Here is a 22,598-nt window from a genome sequence, read left to right on the forward strand (position 1 = left end):
CATCTACAACTTGAGCTGGCGGATGGCCCTGTTCAGTTCACCTGCCAGCGCCGCCAGTTCGGAGCTGGTGGCGGCAGAGCCGGTGGTTTGCTGCACGGTCTGCTCGGTGACGTCGCGAATGCTCACAATGGAGCGGTTCATTTCTTCAGCCACTTGGCTTTGCTGCTCGGCGGCTACGGCAATCTGGGTATTGCTCTCGCGCATTTGCGCCACGGAACCGGTGATGGCAAGCAGTGCCTCACCTGCTTCATGAGCCTGTTGCACACAGTCGTCAGCCTTGAGCGAACTTTCCTGCATGAACTCGACGGCATCGCGGGTGCCGCTTTGCAGGGATGAAATCATCAGGGTGATTTCATCAGTCGAGACCTGCACGCGCTTGGCCAGGTTGCGCACTTCATCGGCTACCACCGCAAAGCCGCGGCCCATTTCGCCAGCCCGAGCGGCTTCGATGGCGGCGTTGAGGGCGAGCAGGTTGGTCTGTTCGGCAATGCCGTGAATTTCACTGACGACGCTGCTGATTTTCTGGCTGTCGATGGCCAGTTGCTGAATCATCTGTGCCGTCTGCTGGACACCGCTGGACAATCCTGAGATCGATTGACCGACACGGTCGACCACTTGCTGACCGTTGCCCGCCAGCTGCTCAGCGTTTTTTGACTGGTCGCGCGTATCCGCTGTGTGCTGGGCAATATGGTGGACGGTGGTGGACATCTCGTTGATTGCAGTGGCCGCTTGTTCGGTCTCGCTTTGTTGGTCAAGCATGCCTTGGCGTACGTCACGCATGCTCACCGCCATGCGCTCGGCGCCTTCGTCCAGGCGCGCAGCGGTCTGCGCGACGATGCCAACCACACGCTGATAACCCGCTTGCATGGCATTAAAGGCCGTGGCCATCTGGCCTACTTCGTCACGGCAGTCGAGCGGGACACGTGCCGCCAGGTCGCCGCTTTTTTCTACCTGCAGCATCACATCCTTCAGCGTGTTGAGGTGGCTCAGCAAAAAGTGGATCAGCAGCTGCGAGGCCATCAGCAGAGCCAGCATCAGCAGGGCGACAACCAGTGCATAGCTCAGGGCGCGCTGCGCGATGACCTGCATCAGGCTGGGTGCGTAAGCCAGTACGGCGAGGCGTTGGCCCTGGCCCAGTTCGATGACTTCGGCGCCAATCAAGCCGTCTTGGGTCGACAGCGGGTCACTGTCCAGGGCTACCCAGCCGCGAGCGCGGCTCAGCTTGTCGCCCTGGTTGTTGGCCAGGCGCGGTGTCTGGCCGTCGGCAAATGCCAGTAAATGCGCCCCGCCAGGCAATGGCTGACCCGCAGGCCAGGCACTCAGGAGTTTGGCCTGCGCCTGCGCGGCGCTTTTGGCCGCGTCGACGCGTACCTGCTGTTCGAGTTGCAGTGCATACAGCACCAGCATCAGGGTGGTGAGGAAGGCAACCGCGTTAACGGCCCAGAACTTGTACTTGAGTGAAAGGTCGCGAACCCAGGAGCCCATAGATGTCTTCTTCTGATAGCGGTGAAAGCAGTTTGGCAAAGTGCCACTACTGTCTCGCGAAACTGCAATGCGTCTGTTGATCTTTATCAACAGACGTTCCGTTTATGTTAACGACCGGTTGTGTGTGGACTTTAGCAAAGCACTGCCGGTTTTCAGTCGTTGTCGCTAGTAGCCGCTGCCTCATCGATCGTTGGCAAACCAAAGAACTGCCGGGCGCAGGCGGTGCTGTGGGCCGCCAGGGTTTCCAGGCTTTCGTTACGGTGCAGGGCCACCTCTCGCAGCACTTCGGTCAGGAAGGCGGGTTCGTTGCGGCCGCTCTTCGGCTTCGGACGCAGGCTGCGTGGCAGCAGAAACGGCGAGTCGGTTTCCAGCATCAGCCGGCCAGCCGGGATTTCCCGCACCAGCGGGTGCAGGTGAGTACCGCGGCGCTCGTCGCAGATCCAGCCAGTGATGCCGATGTGCAGGTCGAGGTCGAGGTAGTTGAACAGGGCGCGTTTTTCACCGGTGAAGCAATGCACCACCGCCGCCGGTAAGCGGTCGCGATAGTCACGCAAGATCTCCAGCAGGCGCTGGTCAGCGTCACGCTCATGGAGAAATACCGGCATTTGCAGATCGACGGCCAGGGCCAGGTGCTCTTCGAGCACTTTTTCCTGTTGCGGGCGTGGCGAAAAATCACGGTTGAAGTCGAGTCCGCACTCACCCACGGCGCGCACTTGCGGTTGTTGCAGCAAGGCCTGCAGTTGGCTGGCGCTGTCGGCGTTCCAGCTACTGGCGTCGTGTGGATGGATACCCGCGGTGCTGAACAGGCGCTGACCGTTTTCATCCAGTTGGCGGCACAGTTCCAGGGCCTGTTCGCTTTGTTCCAGGTTAGTCCCCGTCAACAGTAATTGGCAGACACCGGCGGCATAGGCGCGGGCGAGCAGAGCCTCACGTTGTTCGGTGAGGCTTGGGTGAGTCAGGTTGACGCCTATGTCTATGAGTTGCATGGTGCGACCTATGGGGGTGGGGGTGGCAGCATAACAGAGCTTTTTTGTATTTTTAAAAAGCCATAAATTACAAAGCTTTAGCGTTCATTTGTAATGTGAAGTAGATCATCGGGCTGGCATCCCAAAGCGAGCTGTGCGAATCTCCGCGCCCCACGCATTCCTGGAACTAGGCGAGTGCTGCGGCCCCCCGCTTGGCCAATGACGCCAGGTGGCCGCCCTTGCTGTGGAGAGTTGATGTCGCGCTCGCTGCTTTTATTTTGCCTTTTGCTGTTGCTGCCGTTGTCGGCTGCGGCCCGCGTGGCTGGGCCGTTAGAAGTGCGCCAGCCAGCCCAGGCACGTGACTTGGCGAGCATTCGCCGCAGTGGTGAACTGCGGGTGCTGGTCAACCAGAGCCGTAACAGTTCGGGTGAAGTCAAAGGCCAGAGCATCGGAGTGGAATACCACCGCCTGCGTGCGTTCGAGCAGTATCTCAATCGGACAGTCCGCGATGGCAGTGTCCTCAAGCTGAAGATCATTCCCATCGCCAAAGATCAACTGCTTGCTGCCTTGCAGCGTGGCGAGGGTGATCTTGTGGCGCCGGGAGAGTTGCTCAACGTGCGCGGTGGCAGCCGTATTAGCGCCAGTGCAGCGATTCGCAGCAATGTGCCCATTATTGTAGTGGGGCGTCAGGGTGACCGGCGCTATCAGAGTCTTGAACAGATGTCCGGGCGTAGCCTGGCTTTGGCGGCAGGCAGCGCTGCGGGTGCTGCCGTGCATGTGATCAACCAGAAGCTGCTGCAGGACAAACGACCGCCGATCATCATTGAATGGGTCGACCCCAGCCTGGCCGTCGAGGATGTGCTGGAAATGGTCCAGGCTGGCATCTTCAGCGTTACGGCGGTGGAGCAACCGATAGCCGAACGCTGGGCCAAGGTCATGCCCAAGCTGCGCCTGGAGCCGCACCTGGTGCTGGCCAATGATGGTGATATGCGCTGGTACCTGCGCCGTGAAGCGTCGATGCTCGGTGCCAGTGTCGACCGTTTTCTGGCGGCTTATCGCGCTCCGGGCGATCTGGATGGCGCATTTCAGCGGATCTATCGGCGTCTCTACAAGGTGCACTATCCACTTGGCCGAATCGAACGCCAGCGCCTGGAGGCGGTGCGTCCGGTACTGCAGCGGCATGCCGCGCAGCAGGGCTTCGATTGGCTGACCCTGGCGGCGCTGGCGTTCAAGGAATCGACCCTCAATCCGGCTGCACGCGGTGCCGGTGGCGCCACCGGGTTGATGCAGATAACCCCGGCCGCTGCGCGCAGTGTTGGGGTCGGCAATATCGGCGTGCTGGAGAACAATGTGCAAGCCAGCGCCAAGTACCTGGCGATGATTCGGCGCAACTTCTTCAACAGCCCGCAACTCAACGAGCGCGAACGCATGGCCTTCGTCCTGGCGGGTTACAACCTGGGGCCGCAACGGGTGCAGAGCATGCGCGCCGAGGCCCGGCGGCGTGGCCTGAATCCCAATCAGTGGTTCTTCCAGGTTGAGCGAATCGCCATGGAGCAGGTCGGCATGGGCGTGGTCAGTTACGTAAACAGTGTGAACAAGTACTACCTTGCGTATGACCGCGAGCGCTATTTGCTGGAGCCACAGGAGGCAGTGGTTAGTGCGCGTGATTAATCAATTTATCCGATATTTTTTAGCCAGAATATGGGCTTTTAATATCTGATAGCTGGTTTATTCTGTGCGCCATCACCCCTCCAAGGATTGCAGCCTATGAACACCCTGATCAAATCTGTCGTCGCGACTCAAGCCGGTTATGGCCTGACTATCGTGCGTATCATCGCTGGCCTGACTTTCGCTGCGCACGGTTCGCAGAAGTTGTTCGGCTGGTTCGGCGGTTATGGCCTGGTTGGCGTTGGCCAGTGGATGGAGAGTATCGGCCTGGCACCGGGCTATCTGATGGCGTTGCTGGCTGGCAGCGCCGAGTTCTTCGGCGGCCTGGCGCTGGTCATTGGTCTGTTGGCGCGTCCGGCTGCTGCAGTGTTGGCAGTCACCATGCTGGTGGCGATGGTCACTGTGCATCTGGCCAACGGCTTCTTCATGAGCAACAACGGCTATGAATTCGCCCTGGCGTTGCTGGCCATGAGTCTGGCTGTAGTGCTTGAGGGCGCTGGCAAGCTGTCGCTGGACACCTACATCGCCGGCAAAGTGTGACTGCCCAGTAGAAGACTGCGCCGTCCTGCGGCGTCAGGCCCAGAATCGTGTTGTTTCCTGCCAAGGGGCGCTTGGGCAATCCAGGGCAAACAGCAGGCGTAGCGTATCGTTTTTCATGATGTTCGTTTCGCAAGCGCGACGCTGTCTTGACAGTATTGCGCAGGCTTCTCTAGGATGCTGACCCATGCGCCGATTTAAACAGCTACTTGCGGGGCGCCGAGAAATTTGCGGTATGCAAATTTCTGAGAAGTACTCTCAGGAGGCTTCGAAATACCGCTAAAGCGCTGGTTCGGTGTCGCCTCTCACCTGCCCGGCGGGATTAATGAGGCGGAGACATGAACATGAGTTGCCCTCAACCACTGTTTCGCTTGGCCCCGATCACCTCCGGGCTCAATCAGCGCAACCCGAAAATTCTCCTCGGTGGTAGTCACCAGCCGACCCTGCTGCGCTATCTGGATGGCTGGCCCAAGCGTTGGGGCGGGCCGCGCGCCTTTCTGATTCACTTCGTCGATGATCATCAGTCGCTGGCACGTTTTGCCAGCGACAGCTTCGATATGGCAGTGCTGCAAGCCCCCAGTGCCGAAGATCTGCACGCCACCGTGCATGAGCTGACGCGGGTTGCCCGGCAGGGTTTGATCACCCGACGCTGAATCTGGTCCTACGGGTAATCGATGGCGATCACATACCAGGTCTTCTCGCCGGTCGGAGTTGCTACCCGCACTTCGGCATCCAGGGCTTTGCCGATCAGGGCGCGGGCCAGGGGCGAGTCGATGCTGATCAGGCCGAGCTTGAGCTCCAGCTCATCCGGGCCAACAATCCGATAGCGCGACTCGTTGCCGTCCTCGTCTTCGAGGCTGACCCAGGCGCCGAAATAGATCTTGTCGGCATCACTAGGTCGACTGCTGACCACTTTCAGGCTCTCAAGCCGCTTGGTGAGAAAGCGCACGCGACTGTCGATCTCGCGCAGCATTTTCTTGCCATAGGTGTATTCGGCGTTTTCCGAGCGATCACCTTGCGCCGCTGCCTCGCTCACCGACTGGGTGACTTGGGGCCGGCGCACGTGCCAGAGCTCGTGTAGCTCGGCGCGCAGGCGCGCCTCACCTTCCGGAGTGATCAGTGCTGTGCCGGCGGAGCGGGGTGGGCGATAACGACTCATTTGACTGCTCTGCGGCCGATAAAGCGCGAGTCTATCAGCCCTCGCGCAGTACCGTCAGCGGGCTGACATTCAGCGCGCGACGGGTGCCGAGTACGCCTGCACCGCCCACCAGCATTGCCCCGATCAGCGGCAATAGCAGCAGCCAGGGATGAGCATGCCAGGTCAGATCGAATGCATAGCGATAGAGCAGGAAGCTGATCAGCTCGCAGCCAACAGCCGCCATCAGGCCACTTAGCGCGCCCAGCAGGGCGAACTCAGTCCGCCGTGCCTTGACCAGCAATTTGCGCTCGGCACCCAGTGCGCGCAGCAAGGCGCCCTGGCGGATGCGTTCGTCGAGGGTGGACTGCAAGCCGGCGAATAAAACGGCCAACCCGGCGGCGAGAACAAACAGCAAGACGAATTCAATGGCCAGGGTGACCTGTGCCAGGATGCTGCGCAGTTGTGCAAGCAGCGCTTCGACTTGCAGCAGCGTGACCGCAGGGAAGGCCCGTGACAGTTCGACCAACTGCTTTTCCTGCTGGGCAGGCAGGTAGAAGCTGGTCAGGTAGGTAACGGGCAGGTCTTGCAGGGTGTCGGGTTCGAAGATCATATAGAAGTTGGGCTGGAAGCTGTTCCAGTCTACTTCGCGCAGGTTGCTGACTTGGGCGTCGCGGTCGAGGCCGCCGACATTGAAACGCAAGCGGTCGCCCAGCTTGAGCTGCAGGCTCTCGGCCAGTTCCGACTCGACCGAGACCCCCGGCAAGTCGCCGGCTGTCGCCGCGCCCCACCATTCGCCGGCGAGCAAGGTATTGCCCTCAGGCAAGTCGGCAGACCAGGTCAGGCTGAGATCGCGGCGAACCGCGCGCTCGCCCTGGGTTTCCTTGCTGACGATTTGCCGCACCGGCTCGCCATTGATCATGGTCAGGCGTCCGGGCACAACCGGGTAGAGCGGTGCCGGGTGAGGCGAAAGTTCGGCCAGGCGGGCGGCGAAGGCATCCTTGTCGGCCGGCAATACATTCAGAGCGAAGTGATTGGGCGCCTGTTCGGGCAATTGATCTTGCCAGGTATCGAGCAACTCGCCACGCAACAGGGCGATCAGGGACATGGCCAGCAGGATCAGACCAAATGCCAGGGCTTGCCCTGCGGCGGCAAGCGGGTGGCGGAGCAGCTGGCCGAGACCCAGCCGCCAGTGCAGTGGCGAGCGAGCCAGTAGGCGACGTAGGCTTTGCAGCCCGAGCAGGAGCAGGCCGCCGAGTATCAGGGCCGCGACCAGGCCGCCGCCGAGCAGGGCGAAGGTCAGTTGCAGGTCCAGACTCAGGCGCCACATGATCAGACCAAGGGCGAACAGCGCTGCGCCGTACACCAGCCACGAACTGGCGGGTACGGGTAGCATGTCGCGGCGCAGCACGCGCAGCGGCGGTACCCGGCCGAGAGCGGCCAGCGGCGGCAGGGCGAAGCCGGCGAGGGCGACCAGGCCTGTGGCGATGCCGGCCAGTGCGGGCCATAAGCCGCCTGGCGGAATTTGTGCTGGCAGTAGCCCTTGCAACAGATAAAACAGCCCGAGCTGGGAAAACCAGCCGAGCAGGGCGCCAATCAGGCTGGCGCCGAGCCCGAGCAGGGCCAGTTGCAGGCTGAACAGGCCCAGCGCCTGATTGCGTGACAATCCAAGGCAGCGCAGCAGAGCGCTGGCATCAAAGCGTCTGGCGGCGAAGCGTGCGGCCGAGAGTGCGACTGCAACCCCTGCGAGCAGGACGGCTGCCAGACTGGCGAGATTCAGGTAGCGTTCGGCGCGGCCCAAGGCGCTGCCGATTTGCCGGTTGCCGTCACGGGCATCTTCGAGGCGCTGGTTGGCCGCCAGCTTCGTGCCGATCGCTTGCCGGTAAGCGGCCAATGCTTCTGGCGTGCCTCGCCAGAGTTCGCGGTAGCGCACTCGGCTGCCGGGCTGGACCACGCCAGTGGCGGCCAGATCATCCAGGTGCATCAGTACGCGCGGGGTAAGGCTGTAGAAGTCGCCGGCACGATCCGGCTCGTAGGTCAGGACCCGACTCAGAATCAGGTTCTTCGAGCCGACTTCAATGCTGTCGCCGACGCTCAATTCAAGCGCGGCGAACAAGCGTGCCTCGGCCCAGGCTTCGCCGGGTTGCGGGCCGGGACCGGCTTGTTCGGCGGCATAGGGTTCGGCGGCGCTTTTCAGCTGGCCGCGCAGTGGGTAAGCACTGTCGGCGGCTTTGACGCTGGCCAGTTGGATGCCCGCATCACTGGCGATCACGCTGGAGAATTCGACCACTTGGGAGTGGTCAAGGCCTAACTGTTTGCCGTTGTCGATCTGCTCCTGTGCGGCGGGCGAGCTGCCGCTGAGCAGCAGGTCAGCGCCGAGGAACTCGGTCGCTCGCATCAGCATGCCGTCATTTAACCGGGCGCTGAAGTAGCCGATCGCAGTGCTGGCTGCAACTGCAATCAGCAGGGCAAAAAACAGCACGCGTAGCTCGCCGTAGCGGGCATCGCGCAGCAGTTGGCGAGTCGCCAGTGAGAGCAGTCGAACAAACGGCATGTGAGTCATCAGGGTTCCACGTGGTCGACCAGGCGGCCGCCTTCAAGGCGGATCAGGCGTTGGCAACGATGGGCCAGGCGCTCGTCGTGAGTAACCAGCACCAGGGTTGCGCCGCGCTCGCGGTTAAGCTCGAAGAGCAGGTCGCTGATGCGCTCACCGGTGTGGCTGTCGAGGTTGCCGGTGGGCTCGTCGGCGAACAGTACGTCCGGCTCGGCAACAAACGCACGGGCTATTGCCACGCGCTGCTGTTCACCGCCGGAGAGCTGGCGCGGGTAGTGGGTCAGGCGCTGGCCGAGGCCGACTCGCTCGAGCAGTGCACGGGCACGCTGCCGGGCATCGGCATGGCCCTCAAGCTCTAGCGGCAGCATGACGTTTTCCAGGGCATTGAGGCTGTCGAGCAACTGGAACGACTGAAAGACGAAGCCCACGTGCTCGGCGCGTATGCGGGCGCGCTGATCTTCATCGAGTGCGCCGAGGTCGCGCCCGGCCAGGGTGACGGTGCCACCACTCGGCAGATCAAGGCCGGCGAGCAGGCCGAGCAGGGTCGACTTGCCCGAGCCAGAGCTGCCGACAATGGCGAGGCTATCGCCCTTGTCCAATGCCAGGGACAGATCATGGAGTATGGTCAACTCGCCTTCCGTGCTTGCAACCACTTTGCTAAGGTTGCGGGCTGTAAGAATGCTTGAGCTCATGGAGAATCCAATGCGTGCAGGGTTAATGAGTGCGGTTTTTACCCTGTTGTTCTGGGGGCAGGTCGCGCTGGCGGATACCGTGCTGGTCGTTGGCGATAGTATCAGCGCGGCTTTCGGCATTGATACCCGTCAGGGTTGGGTCGCTTTGCTGGAAAAGCGCCTGGTTGAGCAGGGTTATAAGCACCGAGTGGTGAATGCCTCGATCAGTGGCGATACCGCTGCAGGCGGCGCCGCCCGGCTGCCTGGGCTGCTTGTTGAGCACCAGCCAAGCCTGGTGGTTTTAGAGCTGGGTGGCAATGATGGCTTGCGTGGCCAGGCACCTGCTCAATTGCAACAGAATCTTGCGTCGATGATTGAACGGGCGCAGGAGACGGGTGCCAAGGTGTTGTTGTTGGGTATGCGTCTACCGCCCAATTATGGTGTGCGTTATACGACAGCCTTTGCGCAGGTGTTCGCCACCTTGGCGCAGGAGAAGCAAGTGGCTTTTGTGCCCTTCTTCCTTGAAGGGGTTGGCGGCGTGCCCGGCATGATGCAGCGCGATGGTATTCATCCGACCGCTGGCGCTCAGGCGACGCTCTTGGAAAACCTCTGGCCGACCTTGCAATCGCTTCTTTGACAGGCTTTTCCGCGGCCAGTCTTTCGGCTAATGTGGCGCCCCCGCCTAGGAGCCATCAATGCCGCGTTCTGCTTGGTCCTTGTACGCCTATCAACTTATCGAGCCGGACGAGCAGCTTGATCTGTTCGCCTGTCGAGAAGTGCGCGTGCATTTAGTTGCGCGTCAGCTCGAATTGGGCGGCTTTGCCGATCGTACCCTGTGTGGCGGCCTGTTGCCGGCGCAGCCGCTGTGGCGTGAGCTGAGCAAGACCATGTTGCGCGACACGCGATTGTGTTCGGCTTGCCGCGCAACCCTCGACGCACAGCGCCGCGGAGAACGACGTCTTTGGCCTGAGGCCGGGTGAAAAGACTTCGCCCAGCGTGTCGGCGTGTTACGCGACCATCAGAGCGCGTTCTGACCACGGCGCTAGTATCCCGGAAGGCGTCTGCGCGTCAGCCATTGTTCGTTGAAAACGATGTTGTCTGCCGATCCCCTGTTGCTGTTCAATCACTGCCCAGGGGTAGGCAAGATTGATCTGGCCTTGTTGTGCTCATCGCCAGAGCGCAGTCGTTGCAGCATTGGATATTTTTACAACCGATGTACAATCACCCAGTTGAATTGTCAGCCATTTTGAAGGATTTCCGCATGTTGTCGCGTGTTCCTGCCGTCGCCCGCTGCTTGTCACTCTGCGCATTGTTCGGCGCCAACTCCGTGGTTGCCATGGAGTGGCCTTTGCCACCACCCGGTGAGGACATCGTCGGCCAGGTGCAGGTGGTCAAGGCCAAATACGAAGACACCTTTGCCGATCTCGGCGTGGCCAACGATTTGGGTTATCTGGAAATGATTGCGGCCAATCCAGGCGTTGATGCCTGGCTGCCTGGTGAAGGCACGGAAATTGTCCTGCCTACGCGCTTTATTCTGCCGCCGGGACCGCGCGAGGGGATCGTGATCAATCTCGCCGAGTATCGCCTGTATTACTTCCCGAAAGGGCAAAACGTGGTGCATACCTACCCGCTTGGGATTGGTCGCGAAGGCTGGAGTTCGCCAGTGGCTGATGCGCGCATTACCGTTAAGACACCAAATCCAGGCTGGACTCCGCCAAAATCGATTCTTGAGGAACATGCCGCCAATGGTGATCCACTACCGGCTTATGTACCGCCGGGGCCGAATAACCCGTTGGGCCCCTACAAAATGGCATTGTCGGTGCCCGGTTACCTGATTCATGGCACGAACAAGAAGTTCGGTATTGGGATGCGTGTCAGTCACGGTTGTTTCCGCATGCTTAACCATAACGTATTGCAACTGGCGGACATGGCGCCGGTTGGCACGGCTGTGCGCATCATCAACGAGCCATACAAGTTCGGCGTGAGTAACGGCAAGATGTATCTGGAAGCGCATGCTCCTCTGGACGATACGGGCGAGTCTTCTGTTGTCGACCGCCATGCTGCTGTGATCAACACACTGCTTAAGCGTGAAGAGCTCGGCAACCTGCGGCTGGACTGGGACATGGTGCGCGAAGTGGTCGCGGCTGAAGATGGCTTGCCGGTACCCATTGCAGACTCAGGTGTGGTGATTGCCGATAGCGCATCTGCCGAGATGCTGTAAGTAAGGGGCTGTTTGCCAGTCCTCTTATAGGTGTCTTGGGTATCTACCAACCCCCTCGATCAATGCGCCAACTGGCCAAGCAGTGCGCAGTCGAATCAAGCATGGCCTCGCATGATTAACCTAAGGCTGCAGCTTTGCTGCTCAGGGCCATGGCGTGGTTGTGCGCGCGGTGGCGGGCATCGCGAATGGCTGGCGTGTGCGGCCAATCTAACCTGGGCATCGCTGGTTGAGTTGTTCGGGGTGATATGGGCGCGTTGCATGTGGCTTGTGTCTTGTGCGCGCACAAAAAAGCCGATCCGTTTAAAGGGATCGGCTTTAGTTAGCCTTGAAGGGCTATTACTTGCGGCTTGCTTTTTCCAGCATACGCAGAGCGCGCTCATTGGCTTCATCAGCAGTTTGCTGAGCCTTCTGAGCTGCGGCCATAGCGTCGTCAGCCTTGCGATAGGCTTCATCGGCACGGGCTTGAGCGCGAGCAGCTGCGTCTTCGGTAGCGGTCAGACGTGCTTCAGTTTCTTTGGTCATGCTGGTGCAACCGGTAGCCAGAACTGCGGCCAAAGCCAGAGCAGAAAGTTTCAAAACGTTATTCATCGTGTTCCCCTTGAGGTGGAATTTTCCATAAAAGCAATCTCCTAACAGGAGGAAATTGGCCGGCGTACATACTACTCATAACTTTTAGTAAGTAAATGTGGCCTGCGCAAGCGAGTGATGTTTTTTTTCATCTAAGCCACGGATGTAGCGACTATTTGTGATGTTTTGTATGAAAAACATACAGCGCTCGTTGTTTTCGCTGTGTCGCGGCGGTTGCTGCTATAAGTCCTCAGGGTTGTGGAAGTATCGCGTGCCATAGCGAGACCGCCTCTAGGCATTCGCAACGCCGCAACGATTGTTTGAGCGAGAGACAAATTGCCGGTGTATGAGCAAGGCTGGACGGCGACTTAACTATCAATAACGGAGGTTCACTCATGCTTGGGAATGCGGGGCTGCTGGCTGGTTTGGCTTTACTGATGTTCATGGCCTTGCGTGGCGTGAATATATTCATTGCCGCCTTGATCTGCGCCCTGGTGGTGGCGCTGACTAATGGCTTGCAAGCGCCACAAGCCTTGCTTGAGTATTTCCCTTTCGGCCCGTTGGGCGCCTTCACCTTTGCCGGCAAGTTCTTCGTACTGTTCCTCTGCGGCGCTATATTCGGCAAGGTAATGGCCGCAAGCCAGGCAGCTAGCAGCATCGCTCAGGCCATTACGCGCAGCCTCGGCATTGGCAGGACACTGTGGGTAACCATGCTGGTCTGTGCCTTGCTGACGTATGGCGGTGTGGTGGTGTTCGTGGTGATCTTTACCATGTATCCACTGGGAATCACCCTGATGCGTGAGGCCAATCTGCCCAAGCGTCTGTTCTGTGCTGCTACCGCTTTGGGGGCCGGCACCTTCACCATGACCGCGATGCCGGGCACGCCCTCGATTCACAATGTGATTGCTGCCAGTGCCTTGGGCACTGACCTGTTTGCTGGCGCCTGGATCGGTGTATTGGCGAGCGTATTGATGGTTGCGATGGGCATGGCTTATGTCCAGCGTGAATGGCGCCTGGCGCGTGAGCGCGGCGAGGGCTTTGAGGCTAATGCCCAGGACTTGCGCATGGAGCAACTAGCCAGTGCGCCCGGGGCCGGGCCGCATTGGGGCTTGGCTGTGGTGCCGATCCTTGTGGTTTTGGGCATCATTTTGCTGCCGCGGTTGCTGCTGTTGAGTGGTTCGGTCACGCCAGGGCAGGGGGTGTTGGGCCAGCTGCTGGGGTTCAGCCTGCAGCAGCCGATTCTCTGGCCCAGCTTGGCTCTGGTGCTTGCGACAGGCGTTGCGGTTCTTTTGTTCGCGGGCTTGCGGCGCAATACGCTCGCACTGCTCGGGCAGGGCGCTGATGACGCAATCATGCCGCTGCTGAATACCGCAGCGGTGATTGGCTTTGGTGGCGTGGTCACCCAAACGCCTGGTTTTGCTCAGTTTTCCCAATGGATTCTGACCGTAGACCTGCCGCCGCTGTTGTCGATTTTTGCCTCGGTCAGCGTGGTTTCCGGAATCGTTGGCTCTTCTTCTGGCGGCCTGCAAATCTTCATGCAGACCCTGGCGCCAAAATACCTGGAAATGGGGGTGGAACCTGAAGTCCTGCACCGTATAGCCAATATCGCCTCGGGCGGCTTTGACTCGCTGCCACACTGCGGGGCAGTGATTGCCATGCTGATGATCATGGGCTTGACCCACAAGCAGGCTTACAAGGACATTTTCATCGTGACGGTGTTGATTCCGGTGATCGCGGTGCTGTGCTGCATCGCCGTTTTGAGTGTGCTCTAGAAGAGGGCTCTCACGCCCTTGGCGTGTTCGTCTTGACATGAATGAACATGCCGAGGTCGCGTCGTCCGGAAAATATCGCTAAGGTACAGCTATTGTTTTGCAGGTTATTTTCAGCGGAGTTGCAATGAGCGAGGCGCTGTCCATTCACCATGACCTTAGTAGTCATCAATTCGAGACCACGGTGGATGGTGATCGTGCGTACCTGGCCTATATGGACCTTGGCAAGCAGACCCTGGACATTTACCGCACCTTTGTACCCAACACCTTGCGCGGTCGCGGCATCGCCGCAGCACTGACCGAGCATGCATTGCTGTACGCCGACCGTATGGATTACGTGGTGATTCCCTCGTGTTCCTACGTCGAGCGCTATATGGAGCGTCGTCAGCGCCATAGCGTCAAAGGCTGAAGGCAAGGATTATGAAAACGCCGGGCATAGCCCGGCGTTTTTACATCTGCTGCACCTAGCCGCGGTGGCGTTTGGGCAGTACATCCTTGAGTTTGGCATGCATGCTGCGCAGGGTTTTTTCGGTGCTTTCCCAGTCGATGCAGGCGTCCGTTACGGATACGCCGTATTTAAGCTGGTTGAGATCTTTCGGGATCGATTGGCTGCCCCAGCCCAAATGGCTCTCGACCATCAGGCCGACAATCGATTGGTTGCCTTCAAGGATCTGGTTGGCAACGTTGTCCATAACCAGGGGCTGCAATGCCGGGTCTTTGTTCGAGTTGGCATGGCTGCAGTCGACCATGATGTTTGGGCGAATACCGGCCTTGGTAAGTTCTTGCTCGCAAACAGCCACGCTTACCGAGTCGTAGTTAGGCTTGCCATTGCCGCCGCGCAGCACCACATGCCCATAGGAATTACCCTTGGTGGTGACGATAGATACGCCACCTTCCTGATTGATGCCGAGGAAGCGATGTGGGCTGGAAACTGACTGCAGCGCGTTGATCGCGACGGTCAGGCCACCGTCCGTACCGTTCTTGAAGCCAACCGCCGAAGACAAGCCCGAGGCCATTTCGCGGTGGGTCTGAGATTCGGTGGTGCGGGCGCCGATAGCCGACCAGCTGATCAAGTCCTGCAGGTACTGCGGGGAAATCGGGTCGAGCGCCTCGGTGGCGGTAGGTAGGCCCATTTCTGCCAGGTCACGCAGCAGCTTACGGCCGATGTGCAAGCCGTCCTGAATCTTGAAAGAGTCATCCAGGTAGGGATCGTTGATCAAACCCTTCCAGCCTACTGTGGTGCGCGGCTTTTCAAAGTAAACGCGCATTACCAGATACAGGCTATCTGACACTTCTGCGGCAAGCGTCTTGAGGCGCTCAGCGTATTCATGGGCAGCTTTGATGTCGTGAATCGAGCAGGGCCCGACCACCACGAATAAACGATGGTCTTTACCATCGAGGATGTCGCGAATCACCTGGCGACCAGTCGCGACAGTGTGCAGCGCTGCGTCAGTCAGCGGAATTTCGCGCTTTAACTGATCAGGCGTGATCAGGGTTTCGTTGGAGGCAACGTTCAGGTCATCGATCGGTAAGTCAGCCATCGTGCTTTTCATGAGGTCAGGGTCGTCAGGTCACGGGTGCCGGCCGCCAGCGATCCCCGTGTGGCGGAGCACAGCAAATATGAGCACAGCGGGGGATACCGAACCTTAGCGCGTTACGGGCGGGCTAGACAATGGGTCAAAGGTCGTTAAACAGAACGAAGCAGGGGTTACAGGCTGGTATTAGAGAACTCGGCCGCGTGGTGGGCTATCCATTCTTCTGCGATGCTCTCGATTCCCAGCCGTTCGCCCAGCTCCAGCTCGCGTTGTCGGCGGTAATGTTCGATCTGACAGACCTGTTCGACCATGCGTGCGCGAAATAACGCGTCTTCGTCGATGAAGGCGATGCCAACCAGGTAATCGTCGGGCTGTTTGCGGCACCAGGCAACCACCCCGGCGTAGCGGGCCTGCTCACCAAGTAACGGGATGCGAAGCTCTATCGCAGTACCGCGTCGAAAGCCGCATTTGGAATTGCATGCCACTCCGCCGAGGCTGATATTGTTCAGCCGTTGCTTGGGGATAAAGGCTTGTTTGCGGAGTACCAACTCCACGGGCATGTCACTGGGGTGGCGCAGAAAACGTCGCATGACAACTGACTCCCTATGCCGTCAATTTGACATCGTTCTGGGCAGTATAGTGATTGAATTGCAGCTGACCGACTTTAGATACGGATCGCGGGTCAGAAAACGTCCGCCCAGGCCGTTGTCTCCAGCCTGCATCAAGCGGTCTTGCATGGCAGCCGACTTTGACAGATACCGAGGTAAGCATGGACAAGGGAATGGGTGACAAATTAGTGCTGGCGATTTCTTCGCGGGCGCTTTTCGATCTGAGCGAAAGCCACCGCGTGTATGAGGGGGAGGGGGTTGAAGCCTATCGCCGCTACCAGATCGGGCATGAGGATGAAATTCTCATGCCCGGCGACGCTTTCCCCTTGGTCGAGAAACTGCTGGGATTGAACGCTGTATTGGGCCAGACGCGGGTGGAAGTGATTCTGGTGTCGCGCAACAGCGCTGATACCGGGTTGCGCGCCTTCAACTCGATCCAGCACTACGGCCTGGGCATCTCGCGGGCAGCCTTTGTTGGCGGTCGTAGCCCTGACCCTTATCTGGCGGCGTTCGGTTGCCACCTGTTTCTTTCGACTCACGCTGAAGATGTACGCAGTGCGCTGCGCTCGGGCTTTGGTGCGGCCACCATCCTCTCTGGCGGGGCGCGCCGGGCTGCGAGCAATGAACTGCGTATTGCTTTCGATGGCGATGCCGTGCTGTTTTCCGACGAATCTGAGCGGGTATATCAGCAGGGCGGGCTGGAGGCCTTTCAGAGCCATGAGCGTGAGTCCGCTCGCGAGTTGCTCGGCGGTGGCCCGTTCAAACCGTTCCTGGCGGCTCTGCATCGTTTGCAGCAGGAGTTTCCCGAGGAGGCTTGTCCCATACGTACGGCCCTGGTCACTGCCCGCTCGGCTCCGGCCCATGAGCGGGTGATCCGAACCTTGCGTGAGTGGAATATTCGCCTGGACGAGTCGTTCTTTCTGGGTGGGCTGGAAAAGGCCGCCATTCTCGAGACCTTCGGTGCCGACGTCTTCTTTGACGACCAGGCGGGGCATTGTGAGAAAGCCCGTGAAGTCGTTGCTACCGGGCATGTGCCGCATGGCGTGAGTAACGAGCCGCAGGCCTAGAGCTTGATGCGCTTCAAACCTCAATCTCGATACCCCGCCCGATGGCTTGCACGCCGTGTGCATATAGCCATTCGTCCTGAATGAGTAGCGTTTGGTTGACTTGCAGATTGCGCTGCTAAGCTCAAGTCAGGCCTGCCAGCTAGGCAGTCGAGGAGGCCATGTGATTCGATCGATTCTCTATGCTACCGATCTTGGTCTTTATGCACCCTATGTCTTGCAGCATGCATTGGCGCTGACGCGTGCGTTCAATGCCGGGCTATATGTCGTGCATGCGGTGGAGCCCATGGGGCTGTTTGCCGAGTCGGTGTTGCAAACCTATCTGGATGAAGAGCAGCTCAAGGAGCTGCGCAGCAAGGGCCTGAGTACGGTTATGGCGAGCATCGAGCAGCGCGTATTGGAGGGCTTTCGTGATGAGCTCGGCGAGTCTCGGCATGAGCTTGAGCTGATCCGTGCGGTGCAGGTCGTGCAGGGGGATCCGCCCCTGGTCATTCTTGAAGAGGCGCACAAGCGTGGGGTGGATATGTTAGTGGTCGGTAGCCACAGTTATGGTGCCGGCATGGATATTCCATTGGGTCGTACGGCTGCGCGTCTGGTGCAGCTGTCTGAAGTCCCGGTGTATCTGGTGCCGATGTTGCAGCACCGCGCCCGGGGTGAGTGCTGAAGTCGCTTTTAAAAACAATCCACAGAATTAAGCGAAATCGTCTAAATTCAACTGGTGACTAATGTATGTGGTTATATGGCGCCGCCGATCACTGGACGGCTGCTTATCTGCTTTGAGGGATTTTTATGAAGCTCCAGCAACTGCGCTACATTTGGGAAGTCGCGCATCACGACCTCAACGTCTCGGCTACCGCGCAAAGCCTCTATACCTCGCAGCCGGGCATCAGCAAGCAAATACGCTTACTTGAAGACGAATTGGGCGTAGAGGTCTTCGCGCGTAGCGGCAAGCACCTGACCCGGGTTACCCCGGCGGGTGAGCGGATCATTACCACTGCCGGAGAAATCCTGCGCAAGGTCGAAAGCATCAAGCAGATTGCCCAGGAATTCTCCAATGAGAAAAAGGGCACCTTGTCCATCGCCACCACCCACACCCAGGCGCGCTATGCATTGCCAGCAGTGATCAGTGCATTCATCAAGCAATATCCAGACGTTTCCCTGCATATGCACCAGGGCACACCGATGCAGATTGCCGAAATGGCCGCTGATGGCACTGTGGATTTTGCCATCGCCACCGAGGGTCTTGAGCTGTTCAATGACCTGGTGATGATGCCGTGCTACCGCTGGAATCGCTGCGTGGTAGTGCCCCAGGGCCATCCATTGAGCAAGCTGCCGAAGCTGACGCTGGAGGCTTTGGCCGAGCACTCGATTGTCACCTATGTATTCGGTTTCACTGGACGCTCCAAGCTGGACGAGGCGTTCAGTCACCGTGGCCTGACACCCAAAGTGGTGTTCACTGCGGCCGATGCCGACGTGATCAAAACCTATGTACGCCTGGGTCTTGGCGTAGGCATCGTGGCTAAAATGGCGGTTGACGCGACCCTGGATCCCGATCTGGTGGTGCTCGATGCCAGCGATCTGTTCGAATCCAGCGTGACCAAGATCGGCTTTCGCCGTGGCACTTTCCTGCGCGGGTTCATGTGTGACTTCATCGAGAAATTTGCCCCGCACCTGACCCGCGATGTACTGGCCAAAGCGGTGCAATGTCACAATAAATCCGAGCTGGAAGAGTTGTTTCGCGATGTAGAGCTGCCGACGTATTGAGTGACTCGCAAGCATGAAAAACCCGGCCAAGTGCCGGGTTTCTCATGCTTGAGGATGCCAGTGGTTGTGAACATATCGAGCGCCGTCGTGAGACCGTCTCAGGGCGTTAGCGCAATGCCAGCCGCGGGTGTTTCAGTTGGCCGCAGTAGGCGAGAATTTTTCACGTCCATTCAGTTCTTCGCGATCAGGTTGCCGGCGTGCAGGCCACACTCCTTCTGGGTGGCTTCCTCCCACCACCAGCGGCCTTCACGTTCGTGCTGGTTGGGCAGTACCGGGCGGGTGCAGGGCTCGCAGCCGATGCTGATAAAGCCGCGCTCGTGCAGGCTGTTGTAAGGCAGCTCCAGCATGCGGATATAGGCCCAGACGTCCTCGCTGCTCATCTGCGCCAGCGGGTTGAATTTGTACAGGGTGTTTTGCGCGGTGGAGAAGGCCGTGTCGATCTCTACCGCAGCGACCTGGCTGCGGGTGCCGGGGCTCTGATCGCGGCGCTGGCCTGTGGCCCAGGCCTTGGCAGTGCTCAGCTTGCGCCGCAAGGGGGCGATCTTGCGGATGCCGCAGCATTCGCCATGGCTGTCCTTGAGGAAGCTGTACAGGCCTTTTTCCTTGACCAGGGCCTCGACTGCGGCGGCTTCGGGGCTGAGCACTTCAATGGCTATGCCGTAATGCTCACGCACCTGCTCGATAAAGCGGTAGGTCTCGGGGTGCAGGCGACCGGTATCCAGGCTGAACACGTTGACGTTTTTATTCAGCTTCCAGGCCATGTCCACCAGCACCACGTCTTCGGCGCCGCTGAATGACAGGCAGAGCTCGTCGCCAAAGTGCTCGAAGGCAAACTTGAGGATGTCCTGGGGTGATTTGTTGGCATAGAGCGTCGCCATCGCGGCGACATCGAAGGGTTGGCTCATCGGGCTGTATTCCTGATTATGGTGACGTCGGGCGTCTTGTGCCGCGATGGTAGCAAATGCCTGTTATGCGGTTAAATAACGATGTTCTGCAGTACCCCTCAGTTTTGGCTATAAGCGTTGCGTTGCACAGCCTGGGACGAGCAGCTAGAGTGCCGCCTCTCTATTCAAGTGCCGTGAGGAGTGTCCTGTGGAAATCGCGTGTCTCGACCTGGAAGGCGTACTGGTCCCGGAAATCTGGATCGCTTTTGCGGAAAAAACCGGTATCGAGTCGCTCAAGGCGACCACCCGGGACATCCCCGACTATGACGTACTGATGCAGCAGCGCCTGCGTATTCTCGACGAGCACGGCCTTAAGCTGCGCGATATTCAGGAAGTGATCGCCACGCTCAAGCCGCTGGATGGCGCCGTGGAGTTCGTTGACTGGCTGCGCGAGCGCTTCCAGGTGGTCATTCTCTCCGATACGTTCTACGAGTTCTCCCAGCCTTTGATGCGCCAGTTAGGCTTTCCTGCGCTGCTCTGCCACAAGCTGATTACCGATGAAACCGATCGTGTAGTGAGCTACCAGCTGCGCCAGAAAGACCCCAAGCGCCAATCGGTGCTGGCGTTCAAGAGCCTGTACTACCGGGTGATTGCCGCGGGGGACTCGTACAACGACACCACCATGCTCAGCGAAGCCCATGCCGGCATTCTGTTCCATGCGCCAGAAAACGTGATCCGCGAGTTCCCGCAGTTCCCGGCGGTGCACACCTTTGAAGATCTCAAGCGCGAGTTCATCAAGGCATCCAGTCGCGATCTGGGCCTGTAAGCGCAGCAACAAGTTGCGAGCGAGTAGGGCGCAGGTTGTCACGTCGCGCCGAAACTCGCTGGCAGCTGGCCGCTACATCCCCTCCAGCGTTTCCAGTAAGACCTTCACCTTGGTGATGGACTCCTGGTATTCAGCCTGCCAGTCGGAGTCGGCGACTATCCCGCCACCGCCCCAGCAACTGATCTTCCCGTCTTTGGCCAGCAGGCTGCGGATGGCGATCGAGCTATCGAGCTCGCCACGCACGTCCATATAGAGCAGCGAGCCGCAATAGAGTGCGCGGCGAGTGGGTTCGAGTTCGTCGATGATTTGCATGGCGCGGATTTTCGGTGCGCCAGTGATCGAGCCGCCGGGAAAGCTTCCGGCGATCAGATCCAGGGCGTCTTTACCTGGCGGCAGCTCGCCAGTGACTGCGCTGACCAGGTGATGCACGTTGGGGTAACTTTCCAGGGCGAACAACTCCGGTACGCGCACCGAGCCGGTTGTGCAGGTGCGGCCGAGATCGTTGCGCAGCAAGTCGACAATCATCAGGTTCTCGGCGCGATCTTTTAGGCTGGCCAAAAGTGTGTCCGCCTGAGCGGCATCTTGCTCTGGGTCGCTGTCGCGCGGGCGGGTGCCTTTGATCGGGCGGGTCTCGACCCTGCCTTCGCTGACGCGCAGGAAACGTTCGGGCGACAGACTGATGATTGCGCCGTTATCGGCCAGTGCCAGATAACCGGAGAAAGGCGTTGGGCACGCGGCACGCAAGGTTTGATAAGCCGTCCAGGGCGCGCCCTGATAGGTGCTGCGAAAACGCTGGGCAAAGTTCACCTGGTAGCAGTCACCCGCCTGGATGTAAGCCTGGATGCGTTCAATAGCGTGGCGATATTCGCTTTCATCGATATCGGACTGGAACTTTTCCACCAGTTTGAACGGCAGCGCTGTGTGCGCCTGCGGTGCATCGAACAGTTTGATCAAGCGTTGTTGTTGATCATCGGCCAGCGCCGGATGAAACATCAGCTGACTGGTGCCCAGCTCATGGTCGCTTATCAAGGCCCAGGCATACAGGCCAAGTTTAGCGTCGCCCAAGCCGAGATCGTCGATGGCCTGTTCGGGCATGGTTTCCAGGCGCCGGCCGAAATCGTAGCCTAAATAGCCGATCAAACCGCCAGCGAAGGGTAGCGGGCAGTCGTCAGGTGCTGTGGCTTCGCCAAGCGCCGCCAGGTTTGCGCGCAGGCGCCGGAGAAAGTCATTGCCCGGCTCATCAGGCGCTGGCGTCAGCTCGGTTAACGGCCAGGCGCTGATAAGGTCATAGCGTCCGCGCCCGGCTGTCGGCCTGCCTGCATCCAGCAACACCGCGCCAGGCGCAGTGCAGACGATACTGAAGTAGACGGCCGGATCGGCACTGTAGGGCAGGGCGTGTATCAGACAAGTAGGCATACGGTGCTTTCAGAAGTACGCGGCAGCTGATTGTAGAGCGCTGGCAGGATTCATCCTAGAGCTTCTGTCTGCGCGTCTGTTCGGCGCAGGTGGTTCGGCGTGCTGCCGTGGGCGAGCAGGCCCGGCTCATCTACCGCATGGCCATCCAGATCAGCAAGCCCGTCTGGAATAGGCAAAACGCTACCAGGCAGGCGATGGTAAAGCGCAGGCTGCCGTCTTCGCGGCGGAACAGCTCGAGGCGCGACTCCAGTTTGCGTAGCTTTACGTCCTGTTCGCGTAACGCCTGGTCGGCGTGTTGCAACATGGCTGCCGCATCGAGCAGGTCAACTATCTGCACCTTTTCGCTACGCCAGTCGCTGTTCAGGCTGCTGACCCTGGTCGCACTGTATCGGGCTTTGAGTTGCAGGGGGTCGAGGTATTCGACAATAAACCCTTGGGCTTGCAGGCAATGATCGCGGCGCAGGCGGGCGTCTTCGTTAAGGGCGTCCTTGGCCGGCAGTGCCGCGCCTTCTACTTGGTAATGTGCACAGTGTTGCTGGGCCCAGGCAATGCCCTGGGCCAGCAGAAAGCGCCCCAGGCCGCGATTGGCCGGCTCTACCAGCAAGCCCTTTTCCGGGCCGAGACGCATCTCCTTGCTGCGGTGATCGATCCAGACCTCCAGCAGGTTCAGCTCCTTGCGCAACTGTATACCGGGCAGGTCAAGAGTCAGGCGCAGCAGGCTCTGGCCCTTGGCATGCCGCTCGACCCGGCCCAGCTGCACGAAGCGCAAGGGCCGCGCGCCGGTGTGACGGTCGACCGGCAGGGGCGTCAGGCGCAGCAGGCGAAAGTGCTCGGGGGCGAGCTCTGCCCACGCATGAGTTTTCTCGCGTGTAGCTTGCGCTTGGGCAGTGGCTTCAGGCGCAGCGTCTGGGGAGTTGGTGTCAGTCATC

At 59.5% G+C, this 22,598-nt stretch carries 23 protein-coding genes; 12 read left to right on the plus strand and 11 right to left on the minus strand.

The genetic code is table 11. The annotated features are described in order from the left end of the window. Positions 1 to 3: 3 nt before the first annotated feature. Both Q8K09_RS19180 and Q8K09_RS19185 read right to left on the minus strand, forming a co-directional pair. Entirely contained in the window at positions 4 to 1,485 is a 1,482-nt protein-coding gene (locus Q8K09_RS19180) for a methyl-accepting chemotaxis protein (RefSeq protein WP_305256586.1), read from the minus strand. A gap of 152 nt (positions 1,486 to 1,637) precedes the next feature. Continuing rightward, positions 1,638 to 2,471 carry a TatD family hydrolase gene (locus tag Q8K09_RS19185; protein WP_305256587.1) on the minus strand — a complete coding sequence of 278 codons (834 nt, stop codon included), beginning with the start codon at positions 2,469 to 2,471 and terminating at the stop codon, positions 1,638 to 1,640. Between the two features lie 234 nt (positions 2,472 to 2,705). On the opposite strand from Q8K09_RS19185, the gene Q8K09_RS19190 reads away from it, so the two are divergent. From Q8K09_RS19190 to Q8K09_RS19200, 3 genes are all read left to right on the plus strand, one after another. Further along, positions 2,706 to 4,121: a transglycosylase SLT domain-containing protein gene (locus Q8K09_RS19190; RefSeq protein WP_305256589.1), complete on the plus strand. Its 1,416-nt coding sequence runs from the start codon at positions 2,706 to 2,708 to the stop codon at positions 4,119 to 4,121. 96 nt (positions 4,122 to 4,217) lie between these two features. After that, positions 4,218 to 4,658, plus strand: a complete 441-nt coding sequence (locus tag Q8K09_RS19195) for a DoxX family protein (RefSeq protein WP_305256590.1) — start codon at positions 4,218 to 4,220, stop codon at positions 4,656 to 4,658. 341 nt (positions 4,659 to 4,999) lie between these two features. Further along, on the plus strand, positions 5,000 to 5,308 hold the full coding sequence (locus tag Q8K09_RS19200) for a class I SAM-dependent methyltransferase (protein ID WP_305256591.1): 309 nt from the start codon (positions 5,000 to 5,002) through the stop codon (positions 5,306 to 5,308). 8 nt (positions 5,309 to 5,316) lie between these two features. Here the strand turns inward: Q8K09_RS19200 and greB are convergent, their stop codons facing one another. From greB to Q8K09_RS19215, 3 genes are read right to left on the minus strand one after another with little or no spacing between them, the layout of a single operon-like run. Next, positions 5,317 to 5,814, minus strand: coding sequence for a transcription elongation factor GreB (gene greB / locus Q8K09_RS19205; RefSeq protein ID WP_305256592.1), 498 nt, complete (start codon positions 5,812 to 5,814; stop codon positions 5,317 to 5,319). Positions 5,815 to 5,848: 34 nt separating this feature from the next. Continuing rightward, positions 5,849 to 8,353: an ABC transporter permease gene (locus tag Q8K09_RS19210; protein WP_305256593.1), complete on the minus strand. Its 2,505-nt coding sequence runs from the start codon at positions 8,351 to 8,353 to the stop codon at positions 5,849 to 5,851. Beyond that, positions 8,353 to 9,036: an ABC transporter ATP-binding protein gene (locus Q8K09_RS19215; RefSeq protein WP_305256594.1), complete on the minus strand. Its 684-nt coding sequence runs from the start codon at positions 9,034 to 9,036 to the stop codon at positions 8,353 to 8,355. The genes Q8K09_RS19210 and Q8K09_RS19215 overlap by 1 nt, the downstream gene beginning before the upstream one ends. A 10-nt stretch (positions 9,037 to 9,046) precedes the next feature. On the opposite strand from Q8K09_RS19215, the gene Q8K09_RS19220 reads away from it, so the two are divergent. The 3 genes from Q8K09_RS19220 to Q8K09_RS19230 all read left to right on the plus strand — a co-directional run bounded on the left by Q8K09_RS19220 (position 9,047) and on the right by Q8K09_RS19230 (position 11,236). Next, the gene (locus Q8K09_RS19220) at positions 9,047 to 9,652 is read left to right on the plus strand and encodes an arylesterase (protein WP_370869577.1); all 606 of its coding nucleotides are present in this window, start codon (positions 9,047 to 9,049) and stop codon (positions 9,650 to 9,652) included. 58 nt (positions 9,653 to 9,710) lie between these two features. Continuing rightward, the gene (locus Q8K09_RS19225; RefSeq protein WP_305256595.1) at positions 9,711 to 9,995 is read left to right on the plus strand and encodes a hypothetical protein; all 285 of its coding nucleotides are present in this window, start codon (positions 9,711 to 9,713) and stop codon (positions 9,993 to 9,995) included. A gap of 281 nt (positions 9,996 to 10,276) precedes the next feature. Continuing rightward, complete coding sequence (locus tag Q8K09_RS19230; protein ID WP_305256625.1) at positions 10,277 to 11,236, plus strand: L,D-transpeptidase family protein; 960 nt, start codon at positions 10,277 to 10,279, stop codon at positions 11,234 to 11,236. A 336-nt stretch (positions 11,237 to 11,572) separates the two neighbouring features. On the opposite strand, the gene Q8K09_RS19235 is transcribed toward Q8K09_RS19230, so the two are convergent. Next, on the minus strand, positions 11,573 to 11,824 hold the full coding sequence (locus tag Q8K09_RS19235; protein ID WP_305256596.1) for an Lpp/OprI family alanine-zipper lipoprotein: 252 nt from the start codon (positions 11,822 to 11,824) through the stop codon (positions 11,573 to 11,575). Between the two features lie 374 nt (positions 11,825 to 12,198). Here Q8K09_RS19235 and Q8K09_RS19240 point away from each other — a divergent pair, with 374 nt between their 5' ends. After that, positions 12,199 to 13,575, plus strand: coding sequence for a GntP family permease (locus tag Q8K09_RS19240; RefSeq protein WP_305256597.1), 1,377 nt, complete (start codon positions 12,199 to 12,201; stop codon positions 13,573 to 13,575). Between the two features lie 124 nt (positions 13,576 to 13,699). After that, entirely contained in the window at positions 13,700 to 13,981 is a 282-nt protein-coding gene (locus tag Q8K09_RS19245; RefSeq protein WP_305256598.1) for a GNAT family N-acetyltransferase, read from the plus strand. Positions 13,982 to 14,036: 55 nt separating this feature from the next. On the opposite strand, the gene Q8K09_RS19250 is transcribed toward Q8K09_RS19245, so the two are convergent. Together Q8K09_RS19250 and Q8K09_RS19255 are read right to left on the minus strand one after the other, a co-directional pair. Continuing rightward, positions 14,037 to 15,113 (minus strand): 3-deoxy-7-phosphoheptulonate synthase, encoded by a 1,077-nt coding sequence (locus Q8K09_RS19250; RefSeq protein ID WP_305256599.1) that lies wholly within the window; start codon positions 15,111 to 15,113, stop codon positions 14,037 to 14,039. A gap of 167 nt (positions 15,114 to 15,280) precedes the next feature. Further along, on the minus strand, positions 15,281 to 15,697 hold the full coding sequence (locus tag Q8K09_RS19255) for a PilZ domain-containing protein (RefSeq protein ID WP_305256600.1): 417 nt from the start codon (positions 15,695 to 15,697) through the stop codon (positions 15,281 to 15,283). 179 nt (positions 15,698 to 15,876) lie between these two features. Here Q8K09_RS19255 and Q8K09_RS19260 point away from each other — a divergent pair, with 179 nt between their 5' ends. The 3 genes from Q8K09_RS19260 (at position 15,877) to cysB (ending at position 18,543) form a co-directional block, all read left to right on the plus strand. Further along, complete coding sequence (locus tag Q8K09_RS19260; RefSeq protein ID WP_305256601.1) at positions 15,877 to 16,782, plus strand: 5'-nucleotidase; 906 nt, start codon at positions 15,877 to 15,879, stop codon at positions 16,780 to 16,782. Between the two features lie 160 nt (positions 16,783 to 16,942). Next, positions 16,943 to 17,443: a universal stress protein gene (locus Q8K09_RS19265; protein ID WP_305256602.1), complete on the plus strand. Its 501-nt coding sequence runs from the start codon at positions 16,943 to 16,945 to the stop codon at positions 17,441 to 17,443. Between the two features lie 125 nt (positions 17,444 to 17,568). Continuing rightward, positions 17,569 to 18,543: an HTH-type transcriptional regulator CysB gene (gene cysB / locus Q8K09_RS19270; RefSeq protein WP_305256603.1), complete on the plus strand. Its 975-nt coding sequence runs from the start codon at positions 17,569 to 17,571 to the stop codon at positions 18,541 to 18,543. A 170-nt stretch (positions 18,544 to 18,713) separates the two neighbouring features. Here cysB and Q8K09_RS19275 read toward each other — a convergent pair whose 3' ends face one another. Then, positions 18,714 to 19,496, minus strand: coding sequence for a phosphoadenylyl-sulfate reductase (locus Q8K09_RS19275; RefSeq protein WP_305256626.1), 783 nt, complete (start codon positions 19,494 to 19,496; stop codon positions 18,714 to 18,716). Positions 19,497 to 19,635: 139 nt separating this feature from the next. On the opposite strand from Q8K09_RS19275, the gene thrH reads away from it, so the two are divergent. Beyond that, the gene (gene thrH, locus Q8K09_RS19280; protein WP_305256604.1) at positions 19,636 to 20,253 is read left to right on the plus strand and encodes a bifunctional phosphoserine phosphatase/homoserine phosphotransferase ThrH; all 618 of its coding nucleotides are present in this window, start codon (positions 19,636 to 19,638) and stop codon (positions 20,251 to 20,253) included. 72 nt (positions 20,254 to 20,325) lie between these two features. Here the strand turns inward: thrH and pabB are convergent, their stop codons facing one another. Then, positions 20,326 to 21,669, minus strand: coding sequence for an aminodeoxychorismate synthase component I (gene pabB, locus Q8K09_RS19285; RefSeq protein ID WP_305256605.1), 1,344 nt, complete (start codon positions 21,667 to 21,669; stop codon positions 20,326 to 20,328). 130 nt (positions 21,670 to 21,799) lie between these two features. Continuing rightward, positions 21,800 to 22,597: a hypothetical protein gene (locus Q8K09_RS19290; protein ID WP_305256606.1), complete on the minus strand. Its 798-nt coding sequence runs from the start codon at positions 22,595 to 22,597 to the stop codon at positions 21,800 to 21,802. Position 22,598: the final 1 nt, after the last annotated feature.

The sequence above is a fragment of the Pseudomonas sp. genome (assembly GCF_030683065.1).
Taxonomy (GTDB): Bacteria; Pseudomonadota; Gammaproteobacteria; order Pseudomonadales; family Pseudomonadaceae; genus Aquipseudomonas.

Excerpts from the sequence above, each read along its gene's own strand:
- Q8K09_RS19180 (WP_305256586.1), bottom strand. The coding sequence starts at position 1,485 with ATGGGCTCCTGGGTTCGCGACCTTTCACTCAAGTACAAGTTCTGGGCC.
- Q8K09_RS19185 (WP_305256587.1), bottom strand. The coding sequence starts at position 2,471 with ATGCAACTCATAGACATAGGCGTCAACCTGACTCACCCAAGCCTCACC.
- Q8K09_RS19190 (WP_305256589.1), top strand. The coding sequence starts at position 2,706 with ATGTCGCGCTCGCTGCTTTTATTTTGCCTTTTGCTGTTGCTGCCGTTG.
- Q8K09_RS19195 (WP_305256590.1), top strand. The coding sequence starts at position 4,218 with ATGAACACCCTGATCAAATCTGTCGTCGCGACTCAAGCCGGTTATGGC.
- Q8K09_RS19200 (WP_305256591.1), top strand. The coding sequence starts at position 5,000 with ATGAGTTGCCCTCAACCACTGTTTCGCTTGGCCCCGATCACCTCCGGG.
- greB (WP_305256592.1), bottom strand. The coding sequence starts at position 5,814 with ATGAGTCGTTATCGCCCACCCCGCTCCGCCGGCACAGCACTGATCACT.
- Q8K09_RS19210 (WP_305256593.1), bottom strand. The coding sequence starts at position 8,353 with ATGACTCACATGCCGTTTGTTCGACTGCTCTCACTGGCGACTCGCCAA.
- Q8K09_RS19215 (WP_305256594.1), bottom strand. The coding sequence starts at position 9,036 with ATGAGCTCAAGCATTCTTACAGCCCGCAACCTTAGCAAAGTGGTTGCA.
- Q8K09_RS19220 (WP_370869577.1), top strand. The coding sequence starts at position 9,047 with ATGCGTGCAGGGTTAATGAGTGCGGTTTTTACCCTGTTGTTCTGGGGG.
- Q8K09_RS19225 (WP_305256595.1), top strand. The coding sequence starts at position 9,711 with ATGCCGCGTTCTGCTTGGTCCTTGTACGCCTATCAACTTATCGAGCCG.
- Q8K09_RS19230 (WP_305256625.1), top strand. The coding sequence starts at position 10,277 with ATGTTGTCGCGTGTTCCTGCCGTCGCCCGCTGCTTGTCACTCTGCGCA.
- Q8K09_RS19235 (WP_305256596.1), bottom strand. The coding sequence starts at position 11,824 with ATGAATAACGTTTTGAAACTTTCTGCTCTGGCTTTGGCCGCAGTTCTG.
- Q8K09_RS19240 (WP_305256597.1), top strand. The coding sequence starts at position 12,199 with ATGCTTGGGAATGCGGGGCTGCTGGCTGGTTTGGCTTTACTGATGTTC.
- Q8K09_RS19245 (WP_305256598.1), top strand. The coding sequence starts at position 13,700 with ATGAGCGAGGCGCTGTCCATTCACCATGACCTTAGTAGTCATCAATTC.
- Q8K09_RS19250 (WP_305256599.1), bottom strand. The coding sequence starts at position 15,113 with ATGGCTGACTTACCGATCGATGACCTGAACGTTGCCTCCAACGAAACC.
- Q8K09_RS19255 (WP_305256600.1), bottom strand. The coding sequence starts at position 15,697 with ATGCGACGTTTTCTGCGCCACCCCAGTGACATGCCCGTGGAGTTGGTA.
- Q8K09_RS19260 (WP_305256601.1), top strand. The coding sequence starts at position 15,877 with ATGGACAAGGGAATGGGTGACAAATTAGTGCTGGCGATTTCTTCGCGG.
- cysB (WP_305256603.1), top strand. The coding sequence starts at position 17,569 with ATGAAGCTCCAGCAACTGCGCTACATTTGGGAAGTCGCGCATCACGAC.
- pabB (WP_305256605.1), bottom strand. The coding sequence starts at position 21,669 with ATGCCTACTTGTCTGATACACGCCCTGCCCTACAGTGCCGATCCGGCC.
- Q8K09_RS19290 (WP_305256606.1), bottom strand. The coding sequence starts at position 22,597 with ATGACTGACACCAACTCCCCAGACGCTGCGCCTGAAGCCACTGCCCAA.